At 64.8% G+C, this 18,072-nt stretch carries 18 protein-coding genes; 10 read left to right on the top strand and 8 right to left on the bottom strand.

The window, feature by feature from the left end; translation table 11 throughout:
• The first annotated feature begins 122 nt into the window (after window positions 1-122).
• Both rpsT and BI343_RS06665 read left to right on the top strand, forming a co-directional pair.
• The gene (gene rpsT / locus BI343_RS06670) at window positions 123-386 is read left to right on the top strand and encodes a 30S ribosomal protein S20 (RefSeq protein WP_043627589.1); all 264 of its coding nucleotides are present in this window, start codon (window positions 123-125) and stop codon (window positions 384-386) included.
• A gap of 168 nt (window positions 387-554) precedes the next feature.
• Window positions 555-968, top strand: coding sequence for a tetratricopeptide repeat protein (locus BI343_RS06665; RefSeq protein ID WP_071109136.1), 414 nt, complete (start codon window positions 555-557; stop codon window positions 966-968).
• A 268-nt stretch (window positions 969-1,236) separates the two neighbouring features.
• Here the strand turns inward: BI343_RS06665 and BI343_RS06660 are convergent, their stop codons facing one another.
• Genes BI343_RS06660 through fabI form a run of 3 tightly spaced genes read right to left on the bottom strand, consistent with a single transcriptional unit; the run spans window position 1,237 to window position 4,125 of the window.
• Window positions 1,237-2,388 carry an acetate/propionate family kinase gene (locus BI343_RS06660; protein ID WP_071109135.1) on the bottom strand — a complete coding sequence of 384 codons (1,152 nt, stop codon included), beginning with the start codon at window positions 2,386-2,388 and terminating at the stop codon, window positions 1,237-1,239.
• Complete coding sequence (locus BI343_RS06655) at window positions 2,385-3,317, bottom strand: phosphate acetyltransferase (protein ID WP_071109134.1); 933 nt, start codon at window positions 3,315-3,317, stop codon at window positions 2,385-2,387. The genes BI343_RS06660 and BI343_RS06655 overlap by 4 nt, the downstream gene beginning before the upstream one ends.
• Before the next feature lie 10 nt (window positions 3,318-3,327).
• On the bottom strand, window positions 3,328-4,125 hold the full coding sequence (gene fabI / locus BI343_RS06650) for an enoyl-ACP reductase FabI (RefSeq protein WP_244886591.1): 798 nt from the start codon (window positions 4,123-4,125) through the stop codon (window positions 3,328-3,330).
• A 225-nt stretch (window positions 4,126-4,350) separates the two neighbouring features.
• Here fabI and BI343_RS06645 point away from each other — a divergent pair, with 225 nt between their 5' ends.
• The 5 genes from BI343_RS06645 to BI343_RS06625 all read left to right on the top strand — a co-directional run bounded on the left by BI343_RS06645 (window position 4,351) and on the right by BI343_RS06625 (window position 8,480).
• Window positions 4,351-4,605, top strand: coding sequence for an FmdB family zinc ribbon protein (locus BI343_RS06645; RefSeq protein WP_071109133.1), 255 nt, complete (start codon window positions 4,351-4,353; stop codon window positions 4,603-4,605).
• Complete coding sequence (locus BI343_RS06640) at window positions 4,605-5,282, top strand: DUF502 domain-containing protein (protein WP_083340849.1); 678 nt, start codon at window positions 4,605-4,607, stop codon at window positions 5,280-5,282. Before BI343_RS06645 ends, BI343_RS06640 begins: the two co-directional genes overlap by 1 nt.
• A gap of 77 nt (window positions 5,283-5,359) precedes the next feature.
• Entirely contained in the window at window positions 5,360-7,192 is a 1,833-nt protein-coding gene (aspS, locus tag BI343_RS06635; RefSeq protein WP_071109132.1) for an aspartate--tRNA ligase, read from the top strand.
• A gap of 191 nt (window positions 7,193-7,383) precedes the next feature.
• On the top strand, window positions 7,384-7,653 hold the full coding sequence (locus BI343_RS06630) for a hypothetical protein (RefSeq protein ID WP_071109131.1): 270 nt from the start codon (window positions 7,384-7,386) through the stop codon (window positions 7,651-7,653).
• A gap of 212 nt (window positions 7,654-7,865) precedes the next feature.
• Window positions 7,866-8,480, top strand: coding sequence for a peroxiredoxin (locus tag BI343_RS06625; protein WP_043628684.1), 615 nt, complete (start codon window positions 7,866-7,868; stop codon window positions 8,478-8,480).
• Between the two features lie 73 nt (window positions 8,481-8,553).
• Here BI343_RS06625 and BI343_RS06620 read toward each other — a convergent pair whose 3' ends face one another.
• Both BI343_RS06620 and BI343_RS06615 read right to left on the bottom strand, forming a co-directional pair.
• Complete coding sequence (locus BI343_RS06620; RefSeq protein ID WP_071109187.1) at window positions 8,554-9,801, bottom strand: MFS transporter; 1,248 nt, start codon at window positions 9,799-9,801, stop codon at window positions 8,554-8,556.
• 107 nt (window positions 9,802-9,908) lie between these two features.
• Window positions 9,909-10,505, bottom strand: a complete 597-nt coding sequence (locus tag BI343_RS06615) for an arylesterase (RefSeq protein ID WP_083340848.1) — start codon at window positions 10,503-10,505, stop codon at window positions 9,909-9,911.
• On the opposite strand from BI343_RS06615, the gene BI343_RS06610 reads away from it, so the two are divergent.
• The 3 genes from BI343_RS06610 to BI343_RS06600 all read left to right on the top strand — a co-directional run bounded on the left by BI343_RS06610 (window position 10,504) and on the right by BI343_RS06600 (window position 14,476).
• Window positions 10,504-11,202: an ABC transporter ATP-binding protein gene (locus BI343_RS06610; protein WP_071109130.1), complete on the top strand. Its 699-nt coding sequence runs from the start codon at window positions 10,504-10,506 to the stop codon at window positions 11,200-11,202. The two genes, BI343_RS06615 and BI343_RS06610, sit on opposite strands and share 2 nt — an antisense overlap.
• The gene (locus BI343_RS06605; RefSeq protein WP_071109129.1) at window positions 11,199-13,694 is read left to right on the top strand and encodes an ABC transporter permease; all 2,496 of its coding nucleotides are present in this window, start codon (window positions 11,199-11,201) and stop codon (window positions 13,692-13,694) included. Before BI343_RS06610 ends, BI343_RS06605 begins: the two co-directional genes overlap by 4 nt.
• A 260-nt stretch (window positions 13,695-13,954) precedes the next feature.
• Window positions 13,955-14,476: a DUF2946 family protein gene (locus tag BI343_RS06600; RefSeq protein ID WP_071109128.1), complete on the top strand. Its 522-nt coding sequence runs from the start codon at window positions 13,955-13,957 to the stop codon at window positions 14,474-14,476.
• Between the two features lie 65 nt (window positions 14,477-14,541).
• Here BI343_RS06600 and BI343_RS06595 read toward each other — a convergent pair whose 3' ends face one another.
• From BI343_RS06595 to fliD, 3 genes are all read right to left on the bottom strand, one after another.
• A complete protein-coding gene (locus BI343_RS06595) occupies window positions 14,542-15,801 on the bottom strand; it encodes a CynX/NimT family MFS transporter (protein ID WP_071109127.1) in 1,260 nt (419 codons plus the stop codon).
• Window positions 15,802-15,810: 9 nt separating this feature from the next.
• On the bottom strand, window positions 15,811-16,500 hold the full coding sequence (locus tag BI343_RS20560) for a FadR/GntR family transcriptional regulator (RefSeq protein ID WP_071109126.1): 690 nt from the start codon (window positions 16,498-16,500) through the stop codon (window positions 15,811-15,813).
• Window positions 16,501-16,574: 74 nt separating this feature from the next.
• On the bottom strand, window positions 16,575-18,072 hold a 1,498-nt coding region (gene fliD / locus BI343_RS06585), incomplete at its 5' end, for a flagellar filament capping protein FliD (protein WP_211269396.1).

Here is an 18,072-nt window from a genome sequence, read left to right as displayed (position 1 = left end):
TCGTACAACGAGAGGCGGATTGAGCAAGCCCGCTAGTTTACGCCGGCCGGATTCTTGTTGCAAAACCTGTGTTTAGGGCTTAGAATCGCGGGTTTCAGATTCCGCTATCAGGAGAAAGATTCATGGCTAACAGCGCACAAGCTCGCAAGCGTGCACGCACAGCCCTTAAGCAGCGCGCGCACAACGCCAGCCTGCGTACTGCGTTCCGTACCGCAGTTAAGAAAGTGCTCAAGGCAATCGAAGCCGGTGACAAGGCTGCCGCTAAGGTAGTATTCCACGCTTCCGAAAAAGTGATCGACCGCATTGCTGACAAGGGCGTGTTCCACAAGAACAAGGCTGCTCGTCACAAGAGCCGTCTGTCCGCTCAGATCAAGGCTATGGCCTGATCTTCAGCCCAGGCTGACAAAGAATACGCAAAGGCTCCGCAGCGCGGGGCCTTTTGTGTTTCTGGCGCGGCTGAAATCGCGCGCCTGGCCGCGCTGCGATATGATGGAGGCAGCCAAGGCCGCCGCCATGGGCCGGCCTCTTTTCATTGTTGATTCGGGATACTCTAGATGACCGCCTTGCCTTCCATACTGCACGAACCCATCCAGGCCCTGCTTGACGAAGGCGACGCGTTGTTCGACCAGGGCACGTTCGATGCCGCGCTGGACCGCTATCTGCAGGCTTTTGAGCTGCTGCCGCCGCAAGTGGAGCGCTGGGAGGCCGCCACTTGGTTGCTGACCGCCATCGGCGATACCTATTTCCAGATGGGCGAATGGCAAAATGGCCGGCAGGCCCTGGAGCAGGCCAGGCAGTGCCCGCAGGGCGCGGAAAATCCCTTCATCTTGTTGCGTCTGGGCCAGTGCGAGCTGGAATTGGGCCGCGCCGACGCCGCGCGCGAATTGCTCAAGCAAGCGTTCTTGCTGGGCGGCGACGAGGTATTCGAGGATGAGGAAGACAAGTACCGCGCCGAACTGAGCCGCTGAGGCCATCGCCGCCAGTCATGGGCGGCTCAAAGCGGCCAAACCCGCAGGGCCGGGCGCCTTTCGCGCCGACTCTTCGTTGTTCCGCGCTGACAGAGAATGACTATGCGGCGTGCGAAACGCCTCGATTCGCCGTGCAATGCGCTCCGGCGCGACCGCTCAGCAAACGTCAACAGACCCTAGCCTGGCATGTTGGCTTCGGGATGCCGCAAAGCGTCGTTGGGCGAAGGCGGCATGCCGACGAGCGGCATGCCGGGAGCGCGCGCGGGATTTACAGCAGCGGAGCGGCCTGACGGGCCATTTCGCCTTCTTCGTCGGTGGGCAACACATAGGCCGGCAGGCGGCTGCCGGCGGTGGTGAGGCGGCGCGCGTGCGCCAGGTTGGCGGCATGGTCCAGCTCGAAGCCCAGCCAGGACAGCTGCTGCAGGACGCGGGCGCGCACTTCGGCCGAGTGTTCGCCTATGCCGGCGGTGAAGATCAGCCCATCCAGGCCGCGCAGCGCGCCGGCCAGGCTGGCGACTTCGCGCGCGGTGCGGTAGCAGAACAGCTCCACCGCCTCGCGCGCGGCCGGCAGCTCGCTGGCCACCAGCTCGCGCATGTCGGCGGATACGCCGGAGACCCCCAGCAGGCCGGAGTTCTTGTACATCTCGCGGCGCACATCCTTCACCCCCATGCCTTCGTGCTCCTGCCAGTACAGGATCACTTCCGGATCGATGCAGCCGGGGCGGGTGCCCATCATCAGGCCGTCCACGGCGGAGAATCCGGTGCTGGCGGCCACGCTCTTGCCGGACTCGATGGCGCAGGCGCTGGCGCCGCTGCCCAGATGGCAGACCACCACCTTGCCGTGGGCCAGGCCCACATCCGGCAGCCGCCGCGCGATGGCGGCATAGGACAGGCCGTGGAAACCGTAACGGCGGATGCCCTCGTCGTGCCAGTGGCGGGCGATGCCGAAGCGGGTGGCCACCACCGGCTGGGTGACGTGGAAGGCGGTGTCAAAGCAGGCGATTTGCGGCAAGCGCGCGTCTAGCTGGCTGAATGCGTCTATCACTTCCAGGCTCACCGGCTGGTGCAGCGGCGCCAGCGCGATGTAGTCGTCCAGCGCCGCTCGTACTTCGGCATCGACGCGCACCGGCTGGCGGAAACGGCTGCCGCCGTGCACCACGCGATGGGCCACTGCGCGCGCTTCCAGGCCTTGGTCGGCCAGGCTGTTCAGCACCGCGGCCAGGGCGGAGACGTGCCCGTCGTCGGCCAAGCCGCGTTCGGCCAGCGGCTGGCCATTGGCGTCGGCCAGCGCGAGCCGGGCTTCCTTGCTGCCGAAACGATCCACCATGCCGCGCGCCAGTAGGGTCTGCCCATCGGAAGAAAAGGCGCGGAACTTCAGCGTGGCCGAACCGGCGTTGATGGCCAGCAGGCATCGGTTCATGAGCGTCCTCCCTGTCGGCGCTTGTGGGCCAGCAGGCTGGCGATGGCGCTGGAGGCCAGGCGGCCGCTGGCGTCGTCGGCGCGGCTGGTTAGCACCATGGGCACGCGCGCGCCCATCACGATGCCGGCGGAGGCGGCCTGCGCCAGATAGGTCAGCTGCTTGCCCAGCATATTGCCGGCTTCCAGATTGGGCACCAGCAGGATGTCCGGGTCGCCGGCCACGGGAGACACGATGCCCTTGCTGTCGGCCGCCTCCTTGGAGATGGCGTTGTCGAAGGCCAGCGGGCCGTCGAGGATGGCGCCGGTGATCTGGCCGCGATCGGCCATCTTGCACAGCGCGGCGGCGTCCAGCGTGGCTTGCATGTCCGGGTTGATGGTTTCCACCGCGGCCAGGATGGCCACCTTGGGGCGGGCGATGCCCAGGGCGTGGGTCAGATCGATGGCGTTCTGGCAGATGTCGCGCTTGGTCATCAGGTCCGGCTCGATGTTGACGGCCGCGTCGGTGATGAACAGGTAGCGCGGATAGCTTTCCACCTTCATCACCCAGACATGGCTGATGCGGCGGTCGGTACGGATGCCGGTATTGCGCGCCAGGGCCGCGCTCATGAATTCATCGGTGTGCAGGCTGCCCTTCATCAGGATGTCGGCGTAGCCTTCGCGCGTCAGCTGCACCGCGCGCTCGGCGGCGGCGTGGCTGTGTTCGACGTCTATGCACTCAAAGCGCCGGATGTCCACTTCCAGCTCGTCCGCCAACTTCTTCAGCTTGCCCAGCGGCGCCACCAGGATGGGCGTGGCGATCTGGTTGTCGGCGGCCTCCACCGCGCCCAGCAGCGCCTCGCGGCTGCAAGGGTGGGCCACGGCCATCGGCAGCGGGCCGAAGGCGCGCGCCTGTTGTACGATGTCGTCAAATGCGTGGGTATCGTGAATCATGCCGCTCTCCTCAAGCCTTGATGTGTTGTCCGCCGTCGACGTAGATGGTCTGCCCGGTGAGGCCGCTGGCGGCGTTGGAGATCAGGAAGGCGCAGGTCATGCCGACTTCCTCGATTTCCACCAGCCGGTTTTGCGGCGCGCGGGAAATGGCGTCCTCGATCAGTTGGTCGAAATGCGCGATGCCTGAGGCGGCGCGGGTTTTCAGCGGGCCCGGCGACACCGCGTGCACGCGGATGCGCTTGGGGCCGAGCTCGTTGGCCAGGTAGCGGCTGACGCTCTCCAGCGCGGATTTGACCGGTCCCATGATGTTGTAGTGCTCCACCACCTTGTCGGCGCCGTAGTAGCTCATGGTGATCAGGCTGCCGCCGTTCTTCATCAGGGGCTCGGCCAGGCGGGCCATTTCGATGAAGGAATAGCAGGACACGCGCATCGCCTGCTGGAAGCCCTCCAGCGAGCAGTCGGTGACGCGGCCGTGCAGGTCTTCGGCCGGGCAGTAGGCGATGGAATGGATGATGAAATCCAGCGAGCCCCATGTGCGATCGATTTCGGCAAACACTTTCTGCAACTGGCCCGGCTGCTCGACATCCAGCGGCAGGATCAGCGGCGATTGCAAGCCTTCAGCCAGCGGCCGCACGTATTTCTCGGCCTTGTCGTTCAGGTAGGTGACGGCGCATTGGGCGCCGAGCTGGTGTAGCACATTGGCGCAGCCGTAGGCGATGCTGTTTTCGTTGGCGATGCCGACGATCAGGCCTTTCTTGCCGGCGAGAATGTTGCGGATGCTGTCCATCTGACCTTCTTGGTAAACCATGTAGACCTCCGGGAGAGCGTTGCAGCAGCAGGATGATGTGAAAGTGTTTTTTGTATTGCCGTTTCAGTTGGATATAATCATGGGTTTGCGGCGCGCTTGAAGTTTCGGGCGGCGGACCGCATCTGTACCTGTGTCACCCCTGTCTGGAGTTTAGTTCCGGATGTGGTGCGGTGCAGCAATAATGCGTATTATGCCATTGTGGTCAATTGGCGGGAAAGTAAAGCTATGCCGATCTATGAATATCGTTGCGGCGCCTGCGGCGTCGCCAAGGAACATCTGCAGAAACTGAGCGATGCGCCGGTAGCGGCCTGTCCGGCCTGCGGCAGCGCGGACTATCGCAAGCAGCTGTCCGCAGCCGGCTTCCAGCTGAAGGGTTCCGGCTGGTATGCCACCGACTTCAAGGGCGGCTCGTCCAGCACTTCCAGCAGCACGCCCAGCGCCGGCGGCCATAGCTGCGGCGCCGGCTGCGGTTGCGACTGATGTCGGTATCCCCAAAAATCAAGATGACCCTGAAGGGTTACCTGATCGCCGGCCTGCTGATCTGGCTGCCACTGGCGATCACCCTTTGGGTGCTGAACCTGATCATCGGATCGCTGGACCAGACGCTGACGCTGCTGCCGCAAGAGTGGCGGCCGGAGGCGGTGTTCGGCATGCACATACCCGGCCTGGGCGTGGTGTTCGCCGTGCTGGTGGTGATGGGCACCGGCATGCTGGCCGCCAATGTGCTGGGCCGCCGCCTGGTGGGTTTCTGGCATGGCTTGCTGTCGCGCACGCCGGTGGTCAGCTCGATCTACAACAGCGTCAAGCAGGTCAGCGACACGCTGCTGTCTGATTCCGGCAACGCTTTCAAGAACGCGCTGCTGGTGCGCTGGCCGCACCAGAACGCCTGGAGCGTGGCCTTCCAGACCGGCACGCCGGCCCAGGAAATCCTGCAGTGCGCCGAAGACGGCGAGGAGCTGGTCAGCGTCTACGTGCCGACTACGCCTAACCCGACTTCCGGCTACTTCATCGTGGTGCCGCGCAGCGACACCCGCGACCTGAACATGAGCGTCGACGAGGCGCTCAAGTACGTCATCTCGATGGGCGTGGTGGTGCCGAACCCGCCGCCGCAGGCTCAGCGTCCGCGCCTCAACGACGAACATAATCGGCAGGGCTAGGCCGTCACCCTGTCTAGCCCCTAATCACGCCGTCTCCCTCCGGGGAGCTTCAAGGATTCAATAAAAAGGTTTACCCAATGCGTACCGATTACTGCGGACTTATCGACAAGAAATACCTCGGTCAAACCGTGACCGTCAAAGGCTGGGCGCATCGTCGCCGCGACCACGGCGGCGTGATCTTCATCGACCTGCGCGACCGCGAAGGCCTGGTGCAGGTGGTGATCGATCCGGACACCCCGGAAGCGTTCAAGCTGGCTGACAGCAGCCGCGGCGAGTATGTGCTGTCCATCACCGGCATCGTGCGCGAGCGTCCGGCCGGCACCGCCAACAGCAAGATGATCTCCGGCGAGATCGAAATCCTGGCCAAGGAAATCGAAATCCTGAACGCCGCGGCCACGCCGCCGTTCCAGATCGACGACGAGAACCTGTCGGAAAACGTCCGCCTGACCAACCGCGTGATCGATCTGCGCCGCCCGGCGATGCAGAAGAATCTGCGCCTGCGCTACAAAGTGGCCATGGGCGTGCGCAACCACCTGGACAAGCAGGGCTTCATCGACATCGAAACCCCGATGCTGACCCGCTCCACCCCAGAAGGCGCGCGCGACTATCTGGTGCCGTCCCGCGTGCATCCGGGCGAGTTCTTCGCGCTGCCGCAATCGCCGCAGCTGTTCAAGCAGTTGTTGATGGTGGCCGGCTTCGACCGCTACTACCAGATCACCAAGTGCTTCCGCGACGAAGATCTGCGCGCCGACCGCCAGCCTGAATTCACCCAGATCGATATCGAAACCTCGTTCCTGAACGAGGACGAGATCATGGACATCACCGAAGGCATGACCAAGGAGATCTTCCAGGACGTGCTGGGCGTGACGCTGCCGGCCTTCCCGCGCATGACTTACGCCGACGCCATGTTCTACTACGGCTCCGACAAGCCGGACATGCGCGTCAGCCTGAAATTCACCGAACTGACCGACGTGATGAAGTCGGAAGAGTTCAAGGTGTTCCGCGGCGCCGCCGACATGGCGAACGGCCGCGTGGTGGCCCTGCGCGTGCCCGGTGGTGCGGCGCTTTCGCGTAAAGAGATCGATGACTACACCCAGTTTGTGTCTATCTACGGCGCTAAGGGCCTGGCTTACATCAAGGTTAACGACAAGCGGAAAATGGACGATGGGATGACTCGATACAATATCGAGTCCTCTAACGAAGAAGTTGGCCTGCAATCGCCTATCATCAAGTTCCTGAAGCCAGAAACTCTAAAGGAAATTATGGTGCGTACGGAGGCTGATGCAGGCGACATCATCTTCTTCGGCGCGGACAAGGCCAAGGTGGTGAACGAGGCGATCGGCGCGCTGCGCATCAAGATCGGCCACGAGCACGGTTTGGAAAACGGCTACTTCGTCAAGGAATGGCGCCCGCTGTGGGTGGTGGACTTCCCGATGTTCGAGCACGATGAGGAAGAAGACCGCTGGACCGCCTGCCACCATCCGTTCACCAGCCCGAAGCCGGGCCACGAGGACTTGATGGCCACCGATCCGGGCAAGTGCTTGGCCCGCGCCTACGACATGGTGCTGAATGGCTGGGAAATCGGCGGCGGCTCCATCCGTATCCACCGCGCCGACATCCAGGAGAAGGTCTTCGGCGCGCTGAAGATCAGCCCGGAAGAGCAGCAGAACAAGTTCGGCTTCCTGCTGGACAACCTGAAGTTCGGCGCGCCGCCGCACGGCGGCCTGGCTTTCGGCCTGGATCGCTTGGTGACGCTGATGTGCGGCGCGGAGTCCATCCGCGACGTCATCGCCTTCCCCAAGACCCAGCGCGCCCAGTGCCTGCTGACCAACGCCCCGAACGCGGTGGACGACAAGCAGCTGCGCGAATTGAACCTGCGCCTGCGCCAGAAGGCCGAGCCGACTGCCTGATTGACCGGGTGGGGGCCTGCGACGAGATGGCGGAACGCCGGCTAAGCCGGCTTCCGTCCTACGCCAGGCCGGTGGTAAATGCCTTATCGAGAACGGACAGCATGCTGTCCGTTTTTTTGTCCTTTAAATTATCAATGTACATATGTACAATAAATTTGTGTTTATGCACATGGATAAGATTGGAGAGGGCAATGGCGCAACAGAACGAAGTGAAAGACATCCTGGTGGAACGGACCCAAACCGGAGTCAAGATCGAGAAGCGCATCCTGAAGGTGCTGAAGGGCATGGCGGAGTACCATGACATTTCGCTGGGCGACCTGCTGGAAGGCATCGTGCTGCATGCCTTCGATGGCAAAACGCCGTTCGGCGAGGAGTCGCTGGCCAAGATACGCCAGCTGAAAGAGGTGTATGGCCTGAATCTGGACGCCAGCCACAGCCATCACCTGCGCGAGAAGAACTAAAAACGGGCTGAGCTTGAAACTTCGGCGCCAAGGCCCCATCTGACAAGAGTTGGCTGGCCCTTGCGCCCATTGCAAAACTTTATCGTCACGATATCGATTTACAATTTGCCGGGCCTGGGCGCGGTGCTTTATAAAGCTTCGCAATCCGCCGCGCATTCAGGATGCCCGATTCCGGGATGCGCTGTCATACCAAGACCTTTAAGGAGATCCACATGGCCGTACTCGTTGGCAAGCAAGCCCCGTTCTTCGCAGGTGAAAAGACTTTTTCCGCCGTGCTGGGCAATGGCGAGATCGTTGACAACTACTCCTTCAAGCAAGCTACCGCCGGCAAGTACGCCGTGGTGTTCTTCTACCCGCTGGACTTCACCTTCGTGTGCCCGTCCGAACTGATCGCCTTCGACCACCGCCTGGCCGAGTTCAAGGCCAAGAACGTGGAAGTGATCGGCGTGTCCATCGACAGCCAGTTCACCCACGCCGCATGGCGCAACACCCCGGTGGAAAAGGGCGGTATCGGCCAAGTCGGCTACACCCTTGTGGCCGACATCCAGCATGAGCTGTGCAAGGCTTTCGACGTTGAAGCCGACGGCGGCGTCGCTTTCCGCGGCTCCTTCCTGATCGACCGCTCCGGCGTGGTGCAGCACCAGGTTGTCAACAACCTGCCGCTGGGCCGCAACGTCGATGAAATGCTGCGCATGGTAGACGCGCTGCAATTCACCGAAGAGCACGGCGAAGTGTGCCCGGCTGGCTGGAACAAGGGCAAGAAGGGCATGAAGCCGTCCGCCGAAGGCGTGGCTTCCTACCTGGCCGAGAACGCCAAGGACCTGTAATCCGCGTCCAGCGCCGGATCTGTCCAACGCCCCGCCCGCGCAAGCCGGCGGGGTTTGTCATTGCCTGCCTGGCTCAGCCGTTTTTCAAGGCCTGCTGCTCGCTTGGCTCGCATGCCGACGGCTGCAGCATGCGCCGCAGCGGCGCGTGCTGCAGCGCTACGCTGCAACAAACGGCCAGCGCGCACAGCCACCATAGCGCCGGGCCGCCGACGTGGCCGTATAGAAAGGTGCCCAGCGCCGGCGCCACCAACGTGCGGCCGCTCCAGGCCGCGTTGTAAAGCCCCAGATAGCTGCCGCGCAGCCGGCCTTCCGAGCGATGCATCACCAACTGGGAATAGGTGGGGGACAGCAGCAATTCGCCCAGCGTCAGCGTGACGATCATCAAGATGGCCCAGACCGGGCCTTGCCCCGCGTTCAGCCACAGGAAGGCGCAGCCGGTCAGCAGCGCGCCCAACTGGATGCAGCGCGCCACGCCCCAGCTCAGGATGCGGCGGCTGACCGGAATCTGCAGCCCCACCACCATCAGGCCGTTGATGGTGAACAGATAGCCTATCCATTGCGGGCCGAGCTGGTAGTGCTCGCGCAGGAACAGCCCCAGCGTGACATACATCTGATCGAATACCAGGGTAACCAGGATCAGCGCGGCGATCACGCGCAGAAACATCCTGTCGCGCCAGGGGCCGGGCAGGCTGGCGTCTTCTTCGGCATTGTGGGCTGGCCGGGGGCGCGCCTGTTCGCCCAGCCTGAGGTAGGACCACGCCATCCAGGCGGCGCCCAGCAGCGCGCCGGCAGCATTGGCGACATAAATCCATTGGTAGCCCCAGGCGGCGATAAAACCGGCGGTGACGCCGGCGATGGCCACGCCCAGGTTGTAGGCCACGCGCAGCATGCCTTGCGCCACCGGGCGCTGCTGCGGCGCGCACGGTTCCAGCGCCAGCCGCTGGCTGATCGGTTTGAAACCGCCATCGGCCATGCCGCCTATCACCAGCAAGGGCATGAACAGCCATACCGGCAGCTGCAGCGCCAACAGCAGCATGCACAGGCCGGATAAGGCCAGCGCCATGACGGCCAGCTTGCGGCTGTCGAAGCGGTCGGTCAAGCTGCCGCCCTTGAACGAGCCGGCCAGCATGCCCATGCCGTAAAAAGCCATCAACAGGCCGATCTGGCTGTAGGGCAGCTGGTAGTTTTCGCGCAGGTACAGCGGCAGGAACAGCTTCGACATGCCGCCGACGTTGTTGATGAAGCTGCAGACGATTTGAACGTAGACGCTGGCGGGCAGGCCGCGGTAGGGGCGCAGCATGCGGCTTAGGGGAGTGGGCATGGCGTATGGGGCCGCGCGTTCGGCAAGGCGGAACGTGGAGGGCAATATAATTATGCTAAAGAATTATATTTCATTTAAAACAATATCCCGTCAACCGATTTGCTAAATTATTTCACTGGCAGTTTTGCCTTCACCGTGCGCATCATGGTGGCTTGCATCTCGGCGCGCGGGTGCAGGCCGTCGGGCTGGAAAGCGGACAAATCGCCGGCGAAACCGGCGACCAGCAGCGGCACATAGGCCAGGCGGTTGCTTTTGGCCAGCTCGTCATATACTGCGCGGAACTCGGCGCCGTAACGGGGGCCATAGTTGGGTGGCAGCGCCATGCCCACCAAGAGCACCTGGGTCTTGCGCGCGCGCGCCAGGTCTATCATTCGCTGCAGGTTGCGCCGCATATCGGCCATCGGCAGGCCGCGCAGGCCGTCGTTGGCGCCCAGTTCCAGCACCAGCACGTCAGGCTTGTGGCGCGACAGCGCGTCGGGCAGCCGGGACAGGCCGCCGGCGCTGGTTTCGCCGGAGATGCTGGCGTTGACCACCTGATGGCGCGGCGCCAGTTCGCGCGACAACAGCGTGACCCAGCCTTGATCCGGCACCAGGCCGTAGCCGGCCGACAGGCTGTCGCCGAACACCAGCACGGTGGCGGCGAGGGCGGGCAGCTGCCACAGCAGCAATAAGGGGAAAAGCATCTTGCAGACGATTGAACGCATGAACGATCCAGTGAAAAAGACGGCGGTGCTGGCCGCCAATGGTTTGGCCAAGCAAGTCCACTTCCGTGGCGATGTGCTGCACATCCTGCGCAGCGCGACGCTGACATTGTATCCCGGCGAGAGCGTCGCCATCGTCGGCACCTCCGGTTCGGGCAAGTCCACGCTGTTATCCTTGCTGGCCGGGCTGGATCATCCCAGCGACGGCGAAGTGGCGCTGTTCGGCAAGCCGCTGTCGCGGCTCAGCGAGGACGCGCGCGCGCTGCTGCGGCGCGACAAAGTAGGCTTCGTGTTCCAGAACTTCCAGCTGATGCCGCAATTGACGGCGCTGGAAAACGTCATGCTGCCACTGGAGCTGGCCGGGCGCAACGACGCGCGCGAGGCGGCGCGGCAGATGCTGGAGCGCGTGGGGCTGGCGGCGCGGCTGGGCCACTATCCGCGCCATCTGTCCGGCGGCGAGCAGCAGCGCGTGGCGCTGGCGCGCGCCTTCGTCATCCATCCCGGCCTGCTGTTCGCCGACGAACCCACCGGCAACCTCGATCCGCAAACCGGCCGCCAGATCATAGACCTGCTGTTCCAGCTCAATGCCGAGCAGGGCACGGCGCTGGTGCTGGTGACGCACGACAACGAGCTGGCCAGCCGCTGCGACGCCATCTATCGGCTGGTGGACGGCAAGCTGAACGGAGCGCGCGCGGCATGACCCTGCTCGGACGTTTCCGCCTGGTGACCCGCTTCATCCGCCGCGAGCTGGCCGCCGGCGAGCTGACCATACTCGGCCTGGCCCTCTTGGTGGCGGTGGCGGCGATGAGCAGCGTCGCCTTCTTCTCCGACCGGGTGGAGAAAGCGCTGACCACCCAGGCAACCCAGCTGCTGGCGGCCGATCTGGTGCTCAGCGGCAATCAGCCGGCGCCGGAGGCGCTACGCGCGGAGGCGCGGCGGCGCGGCCTGCAGACAGCCGACAACATCACCTTCCCGTCCATGGCCTTCGCCGGCGGCCAGGCCACGCTGGCCCAGTACAAGGCGGTCAGCGCCGGCTACCCCTTGCGCGGCGAGACCACGGTAAGGCTGGCGGACGGCAGCGAACAAAGCGGCCAGCTGCAGCCGGCGCCCGGCAGCGCCTGGGCCGACGCGCGGCTGATCGGGCGGCTCAAGCTGAAGCTCGGCGACGAGATCGGCGTCGGCAATGCCCGGCTCAAGCTGTCCGGCGTCATCGTGCGCGAGCCGGACGGCAGCATGGATATCTACAACTTCATTCCCCGGTTGATGTTCAACAGCGCGGATCTGCCGGCCACCGGACTGGTGCAGGAAGGCAGCCGCATCCGCTGGCGCCTGCTGTTCGCCGGCGAGGATCGCCAGATCGCCGATTTCCGCGGCTGGCTGCGCCAGCACAAGCCCAAGGGCACGCGGCTGGAGAATGTGGAAGAAATGCGGCCGGAAATCCGCACCGGCCTGGAGCGCGCGCGCCGCTTCCTGGGCTTGACCGCCATGCTGACGGTGGCGCTGGCCGCGGCGGCGGTCGCCCTGGTGGTGCGCCGCTATCTGCAGCGGCACTGGCAGCAGGTGGCGGTGCTGCGCTGTCTGGGTCTGGGCTCTGGAGAGGTGTGGGGGCTGTTCGTCAGCCTGTTCTTGCTGCTGGGCGCGCTGGCCGGCCTGCTGGGCACGCTGGCGGGCTTTGCCGTGCAGCTGGGCCTGATGCGGCTGTTCAGCGGCTATGTCGGCGAGGTGTTGCCGGACCCGGGCTGGCTGCCATGGCTGATCGGTCCGCTGGCCTCGCTGCTGTTGCTGGCAGGCCTGGCGCTGCCGCCTCTGATGGGCATACGCGATGTTTCCCCGGCCGCCGTGCTGCGCAATGAGTTGCCGCCGACGCGGCAAGGCGTGGTGGCGCCGGTGTTGGCGCTGGCCACGCTGCTGGGGCTGGCGTCGTGGCAGGTGGGCGAATGGACGCTGGCCGCCTGGCTGCTGTTGGCGATGCTGGGTTTCCTCGCCGTGTCCGGCGGGCTGGCGATGGGGCTGGTGCTGCTGATGCGCCGGCTGCCGCGCGGCGGGCAGATAGGCTGGCGCTTCGGCATCGCCAATATGGCGCGGCGGCGCTGGCTGGCCGTGCTGCAGATCGCCTCGCTATCGGTGGGACTGATGGCCTTGCTGACGCTGACCGTGGTGCGCGACGACCTGATCGGCGCCTGGCAGCGCAGCGTGCCGGCGGACGCGCCCAACAAGTTTGTCATCAATATTCAGGGCAATCAGCTGGATGCCGTGCGCGACGCCTTTGCGGTGGAAGGCCGGCCGCAGCCGGAGCTGTCGCCCATGCTGCGCGCGCGGCTGATCGCCATCAATGAGCAGCCGGTGCGGCCGGCCGCGTATGATAGCGAGCAGGCGCGCCGTCTGGCTGAGCGCGAGTTCAATCTGTCCTGGCGCGCCGAGCTGCCGCCGGGCAACCAGGTGGTGTCCGGCAAATGGTGGGAAGACGGCAAGCGGGTGAAACCGCAGTTCTCAGTGGAGCGCGGCCTGGCCAATACCCTGGGCATCCGGCTGGGCGACATGCTGGCCTTCGATCTGGCCGGCACTACCTACCGCGCCAAGGTGACCAGCCTGCGCGAAGTGCCGTGGGACAGCTTCCGCGTCAATTTCTTCGTGATCGGCACGCCGGGGCAGTTCCGCCAGCAGCCGGCCAGCTGGATCACCAGCTTCCGGCTGGCGCCCGCCGACGAGGCCTTTGCCGACCGGCTGGTGCAGCGTTTCCCCAATTTGACGGTGATTGACGTCGGCAGCATCCTGGCCGAAGTCCGGGCGATGGTGGACAAGCTGACGCGGGCCATCGAGGCGATGTTCCTGTTGGCGCTGGCGGCCGGCGTGCTGGTGCTGTGGGCCTCCTTGACCGCGACCCGCGACGAGCGGCTGGCCGACATCGGCCTGATGCGGGCGCTCGGCGCGTCGCGCGCGCAGGTGCGGCGAGTGGTGCTGGCCGAATTGATCTGGCTGGGCGCGGTGTCCGGCCTGCTGGCGGCGCTGGGCGCGATGGGCATAGGCGTGCTGGCGGCGGTGAAGCTGTTTTCCTTGCCGCTGCTGCTGAACGGGTGGCTGCTGCCGATAGGCATGGCCAGCGGCGTGCTGGTGGTGACGCTGGCGGGCTGGCCGCTGGTGGGCAAGGTGACGCGCACGCCGCCGCTGACGGTTTTGCGAGCCATTGCTTAAACAGCCGGTAAACCACCGCTGCTAGGGGCTGTTGACGTTTGGTGAGCGGTCCAGCCGGGATGCGTTTTGCGACGAATCGAGGCGTTTCGCGCGCCGCATAGTCATTCTCTGCCAGCGCGGAACAACGAAGAGTCGGCGCGAAAGGCGCCCGGCCCTGCGGGTTTGGCGGAGCGCAAACGCGATCCACTCACAAAACGTCAACAGCCCCTATGGCAAACGATGGATAATGAACAAGCGGGGCCACCCGCCGGAGGAGAGCGATGGACGCAATAGTATTGGCCGCAATGGCCAAATGGCCCAATGTGCCGGCGGTATTCGGCTGGCTTAGGCTGGACGCGCGCGGACAGTGGTGGATCAAGGATGAACGGCTGCAGCACGAGGGCATGGCGGAGTTCTTCAACCGCAACTACAGCCGCGACGGGCAGGGGCGCTGCTATGTGCAGAACGGCCCGCAGAAAGTGTACGTGACGCTGGACGCCGCTCCGCTGGTTGCCAGGCGCACGCCCAAGGGATGGAGCACGCAGCCCTATGACGACGATGTGCCGGCGCGCTCGGCCTGGCTGACGCCGGATGGCGTGCTGCTGCTGGAAATCGGCGGCGAGCTGGCCGTGGTGGACGATCGCGATCTGCCGTCGCTGCTGGATGAAGGCTTGCCGGGCTGGGATGGCGACATGGCGGCGCTGCCGACGACGCTGAAGCTGGCCGAAGCCGTGCTGCCGCTGGCGAGCGAAACCCTGCCGGCGCTGCAATCGCGCTATGGCATCATCGCGCGGCCCAAGTGAGGGGATGGCCGCCGCAAGACAAAGCCCGCCTGATGGCGGGCTTTGTCATGGCGGGATCGCTCCGGTCAGATGGGCTCGGCTTTGACGCCCACCAGCCGCTTGCGGCCGGCCATCATGCCCACGCTGAACGCCGCCGCGGCGATGAGGCTGAACAGCAGCGCCAGCGGCCACGTCGCATGGCTATGGCTGCGGATCAGGCCGACGGCGAACGGGCCAAGCGAGGCCAGCATATAGCCTATGCCCTGCGCCATGCCGGACAGATGCGCCGCCACATGCTGGTCCGGCGAACGGTGCGCCAGCAGGCTCAGGGCGGTACTGAACAGGCCGCCTTGGCCGAAGCCGAGCAGCGCCGCCCACAAAACCAGGCTGTCGGTGGGCGCGTACAGCATGCCCAAGAGGCCGCTGATCACCATCAGCAGCGTGACGACGATGGGCGGGCGCTGGTTGCGGCAGCGGTGTGCCAGCATCGGCACCAGCAGCGAGGCCGGCACCTGCACCATGGTGGACAGTGACAGCATCAACCCGCCCTGCAGCGGCGTCAGGCCGCGGTCGATCAGGATGGACGGCAGCCAGCCGAACACGATGTAGGCCAGCGACGATTGCAGGCCCATGAACAAGGTAACCTGCCAGGCGAGAGGGTCGCGCAGCAGGCCGCGCACCTGCCATTGCCCCTGGGCCGCGGCATGGCGGGTATTCAGTTGCGGCCACCATACCGCCAGCGCCAGCACGGCCGGCAGCGCCCATAGCGCCAGCGCCGGCCGCCAGTCGTGGCCGAAATGCTCGGCCGCCGGCACGGTGAAGCCGGCAGCCAGCGCCGCGCCCAGGCACAAGGCCATGGTGTAGACGCCGGTCATCAGGCCGGCGCGGCTGGCGAAGTCGCGCTTGACGATGCCGGGCAGCAGCACGCCGATCACGCCGATGGCGGCGCCGGCCAAGGCCGAGCCGGCGAACAGGCCGAACAATCCGAGCTGGGTGCGCAGCACGATGCCTGCTGCCAGCGCCATCAGTACCAGCGCGATGGTTTTCTCGCTGCCGAGCCGGCGAGCCAAGTGCGGCGCCAGCGGGCCGAAAATCCCCAAACAGGCCACCGGCAGCGTGGTCAGCAGGCCGGCCAGCGTCGGCGTCAGGCCGGTGTCGCCGCTGACCATGCCCAGCACCGGGGCCAGGCTGGACAGCGCCGGGCGCAGGTTGAGGCCTACCAGCACTAATCCCAACAGCAGCAATAGCGTGCGGACGCGGCTGCCCTCCAGCGCGGTGGCCGGCGTGTCGTCGTCGATCAGCAGTTCATCGGCGATCGGTTTGGACCGATTCGTGTTCTCTTGCATGGTGCTTCCTTATCGTTGCTTGTGCAGCAGCCGGTCAAGCGTGGCCAGCAGCGGACGGGTGACGGCGGCCGTGGCCTGGCCGGCATGTTCCGGCTTGCGGTCGCGTATGGCTTCATAGATGGCGGCATGGGCGGCGAAGTCCGGGTCGGGCAGGGCCTCGTCGCGTATCGAATCCTGCACGCTCTGCCGCACCGCGTCGGAGAAGTAGCGGTACAGGCTGGCCAGCGCCTGGTTGCCGCAGGCGTCGGCGATGGATACGTGGAAATCCAGGTCGCGCTCGGCATAGCGTTCCGGCGTTTCGCCATCCTGCGGCCGCAGCTGCTCCAGCGCGGCGGCGATGCGGGCCAGCTCGACCGTGCCGGCGCGTTCCGCCGCCAGCCTGGCCGCGCTTTCTTCCAGCAGGCAGCGCACCTCCAGGTGTTCGCGCAGGCTAGCGCGGCTGATGGAGCGCATCGCCTCGCCGGGATTGACCACGGCGCGCACATAAGTGCCATCGCCTTGCCGCACTTCCAGCAGGCCGGCGTACAACAGCACGCGAATCGCTTCGCGCACGGTGTTGCGGCTGATGCCGAGTTCCTCGGCCAGCTCAGGCTCCGTTGGCATGCGGCTGCCCAGCGGCCAGCGGCCGGCGGCGAGTTGTTGGCTCAAATTTTCCAGCGCGATGTCGACTAGCGAGCGCTTGGCGGCGGCGGGGAGCATAGGGCGTGTCCAATACATCCAATCATCCGATGAATTGTAACGCGAAAAATACCTCCGATGAAAGCGGAGGAAACTCAAGCCGTGGCGGAGAAGCCCCCCGATGCTGGCAGGCCCAGCCCTTGGCCTACCAGCAGCGATTCCAGCGCGTAAGGCGCGCCGATGGAATAGACCAGCGCATAGCTGGCTATGCCTGCGATTTGCTGCGCGGTCAGCGCGCTGTTGCTGGATGGGTAGCTCAGCAGGTTTTGCAGGTTGTAGGGGAAGGAGTTGGGCGTCGCAGGGGTGTTGATCACCAGGTTATTGGTGCGTTGCCGCGAGAGCAAGGCATTGGTTTCATTGACCAGCGTGCCGTTGCCATAAGAGGTATAGCTATTCGCCAGCGTGTTCAACGCTTGGGCGGCGGTGAAAATCAGATTGGCCGAGCCGCTGGCGTCGCTGTTGTAGGCTGCCTGCAGCGAGCTGACATTCAGGTTCAGCGTGCCGCCCAGCCCGTATTGCGACGGGCTTTGATAGAGCAGGCCCAGCTGGCTGAGCAGGGTCAGCGTGGAGCTGCCATTGTTGTAGCTGGCCTGGACTTTTTGATTCAGCAGCTGCGGCAACAGCGCGGCGATGGGGTCGTTGCCCGGCTTGACCTGGTTGCCCAGCAGGCCATTGATGCTGCCCTGAGCGGTGTTGAAGGCGCTGACCAGCGACTGGGCATTGCTGTTTAGCATGCCAAAGTCCACATTGACGGCGATATTGCTGCTGCCGGTGGCCAGCAGATTGGCCGATACGCCGCTGCCCAGCTGAATCCCCAGATTGCTGGCGCTGGAGCCGGAGGCGCCGTTGACGGTGTAGCTTGCGTTTTGCGCGGCCTGGGTCTGGGTCAGGTTCTGCCCGCTGCCGACGGCCAGGGTCTGGTCGAAGGCTAGGCGCGACAGTCCGCTTTGGTCGGTGTTGTTGCCGTCATTGTCGCTGACGGTGATGCGGAAGTTGTTGCTGGCGCCGGTATTGGCCTGGCTGATTTGCAATTGATAGTTGCCGGACGAGTTTTGGATCACATTGGCTACCACGCCCGCGCCTGCGCCGTTGATCGAGCTGGCGATGCTGGAAAGCGTGCCGTTGCTGATGCTGACCGTTGTGGGCGTGCCGGTGGCGCTGAAGCTGGTGGCCGAGGTCGAGCTGGTGTAGGCATAGGTGCCGGTCGTGATGGTCAGGCTGCCGCTGCCCACCACGGTGCTGCCGCTGTCCGGCAGCGAAAACGCCGTTGTCGCGCTTTGCGCCTGCGCCAATTGAGAGATATTCAGCAGATAGCTGGATGTATGCGCGCTGGCCGAGGCGCTGACGCTGGCCACGGCGGGATTGCTGCTGCTGGCGCTGGTGTTGTTGAAGCGATTGTATGGGGCGTAGATCTGCTGCAGGCTGCTCTGGAAGGTGTTGAGGACGGACATTAATTGTCCCAGCGTGGACAACTCCACTTGAATCGGGTCGCTCGGCGCGCTGCTGGAAGCGCTGCTTGCCCCATTGGCCGAGCCGAGCAGCAGTCCGCCCGACAATAAACTGCTCAAGTTCGGCAGCAAACTGTCGAAAGAC

It is taken from the genome of Chromobacterium amazonense (genome assembly GCF_001855565.1).
GTDB classification, from domain to species: Bacteria; Pseudomonadota; Gammaproteobacteria; order Burkholderiales; family Chromobacteriaceae; genus Chromobacterium; species Chromobacterium amazonense.
The sequence above is the reverse complement of the archived record's forward strand: the minus strand, read 5'-3'. Positions and strand labels throughout refer to the sequence as shown.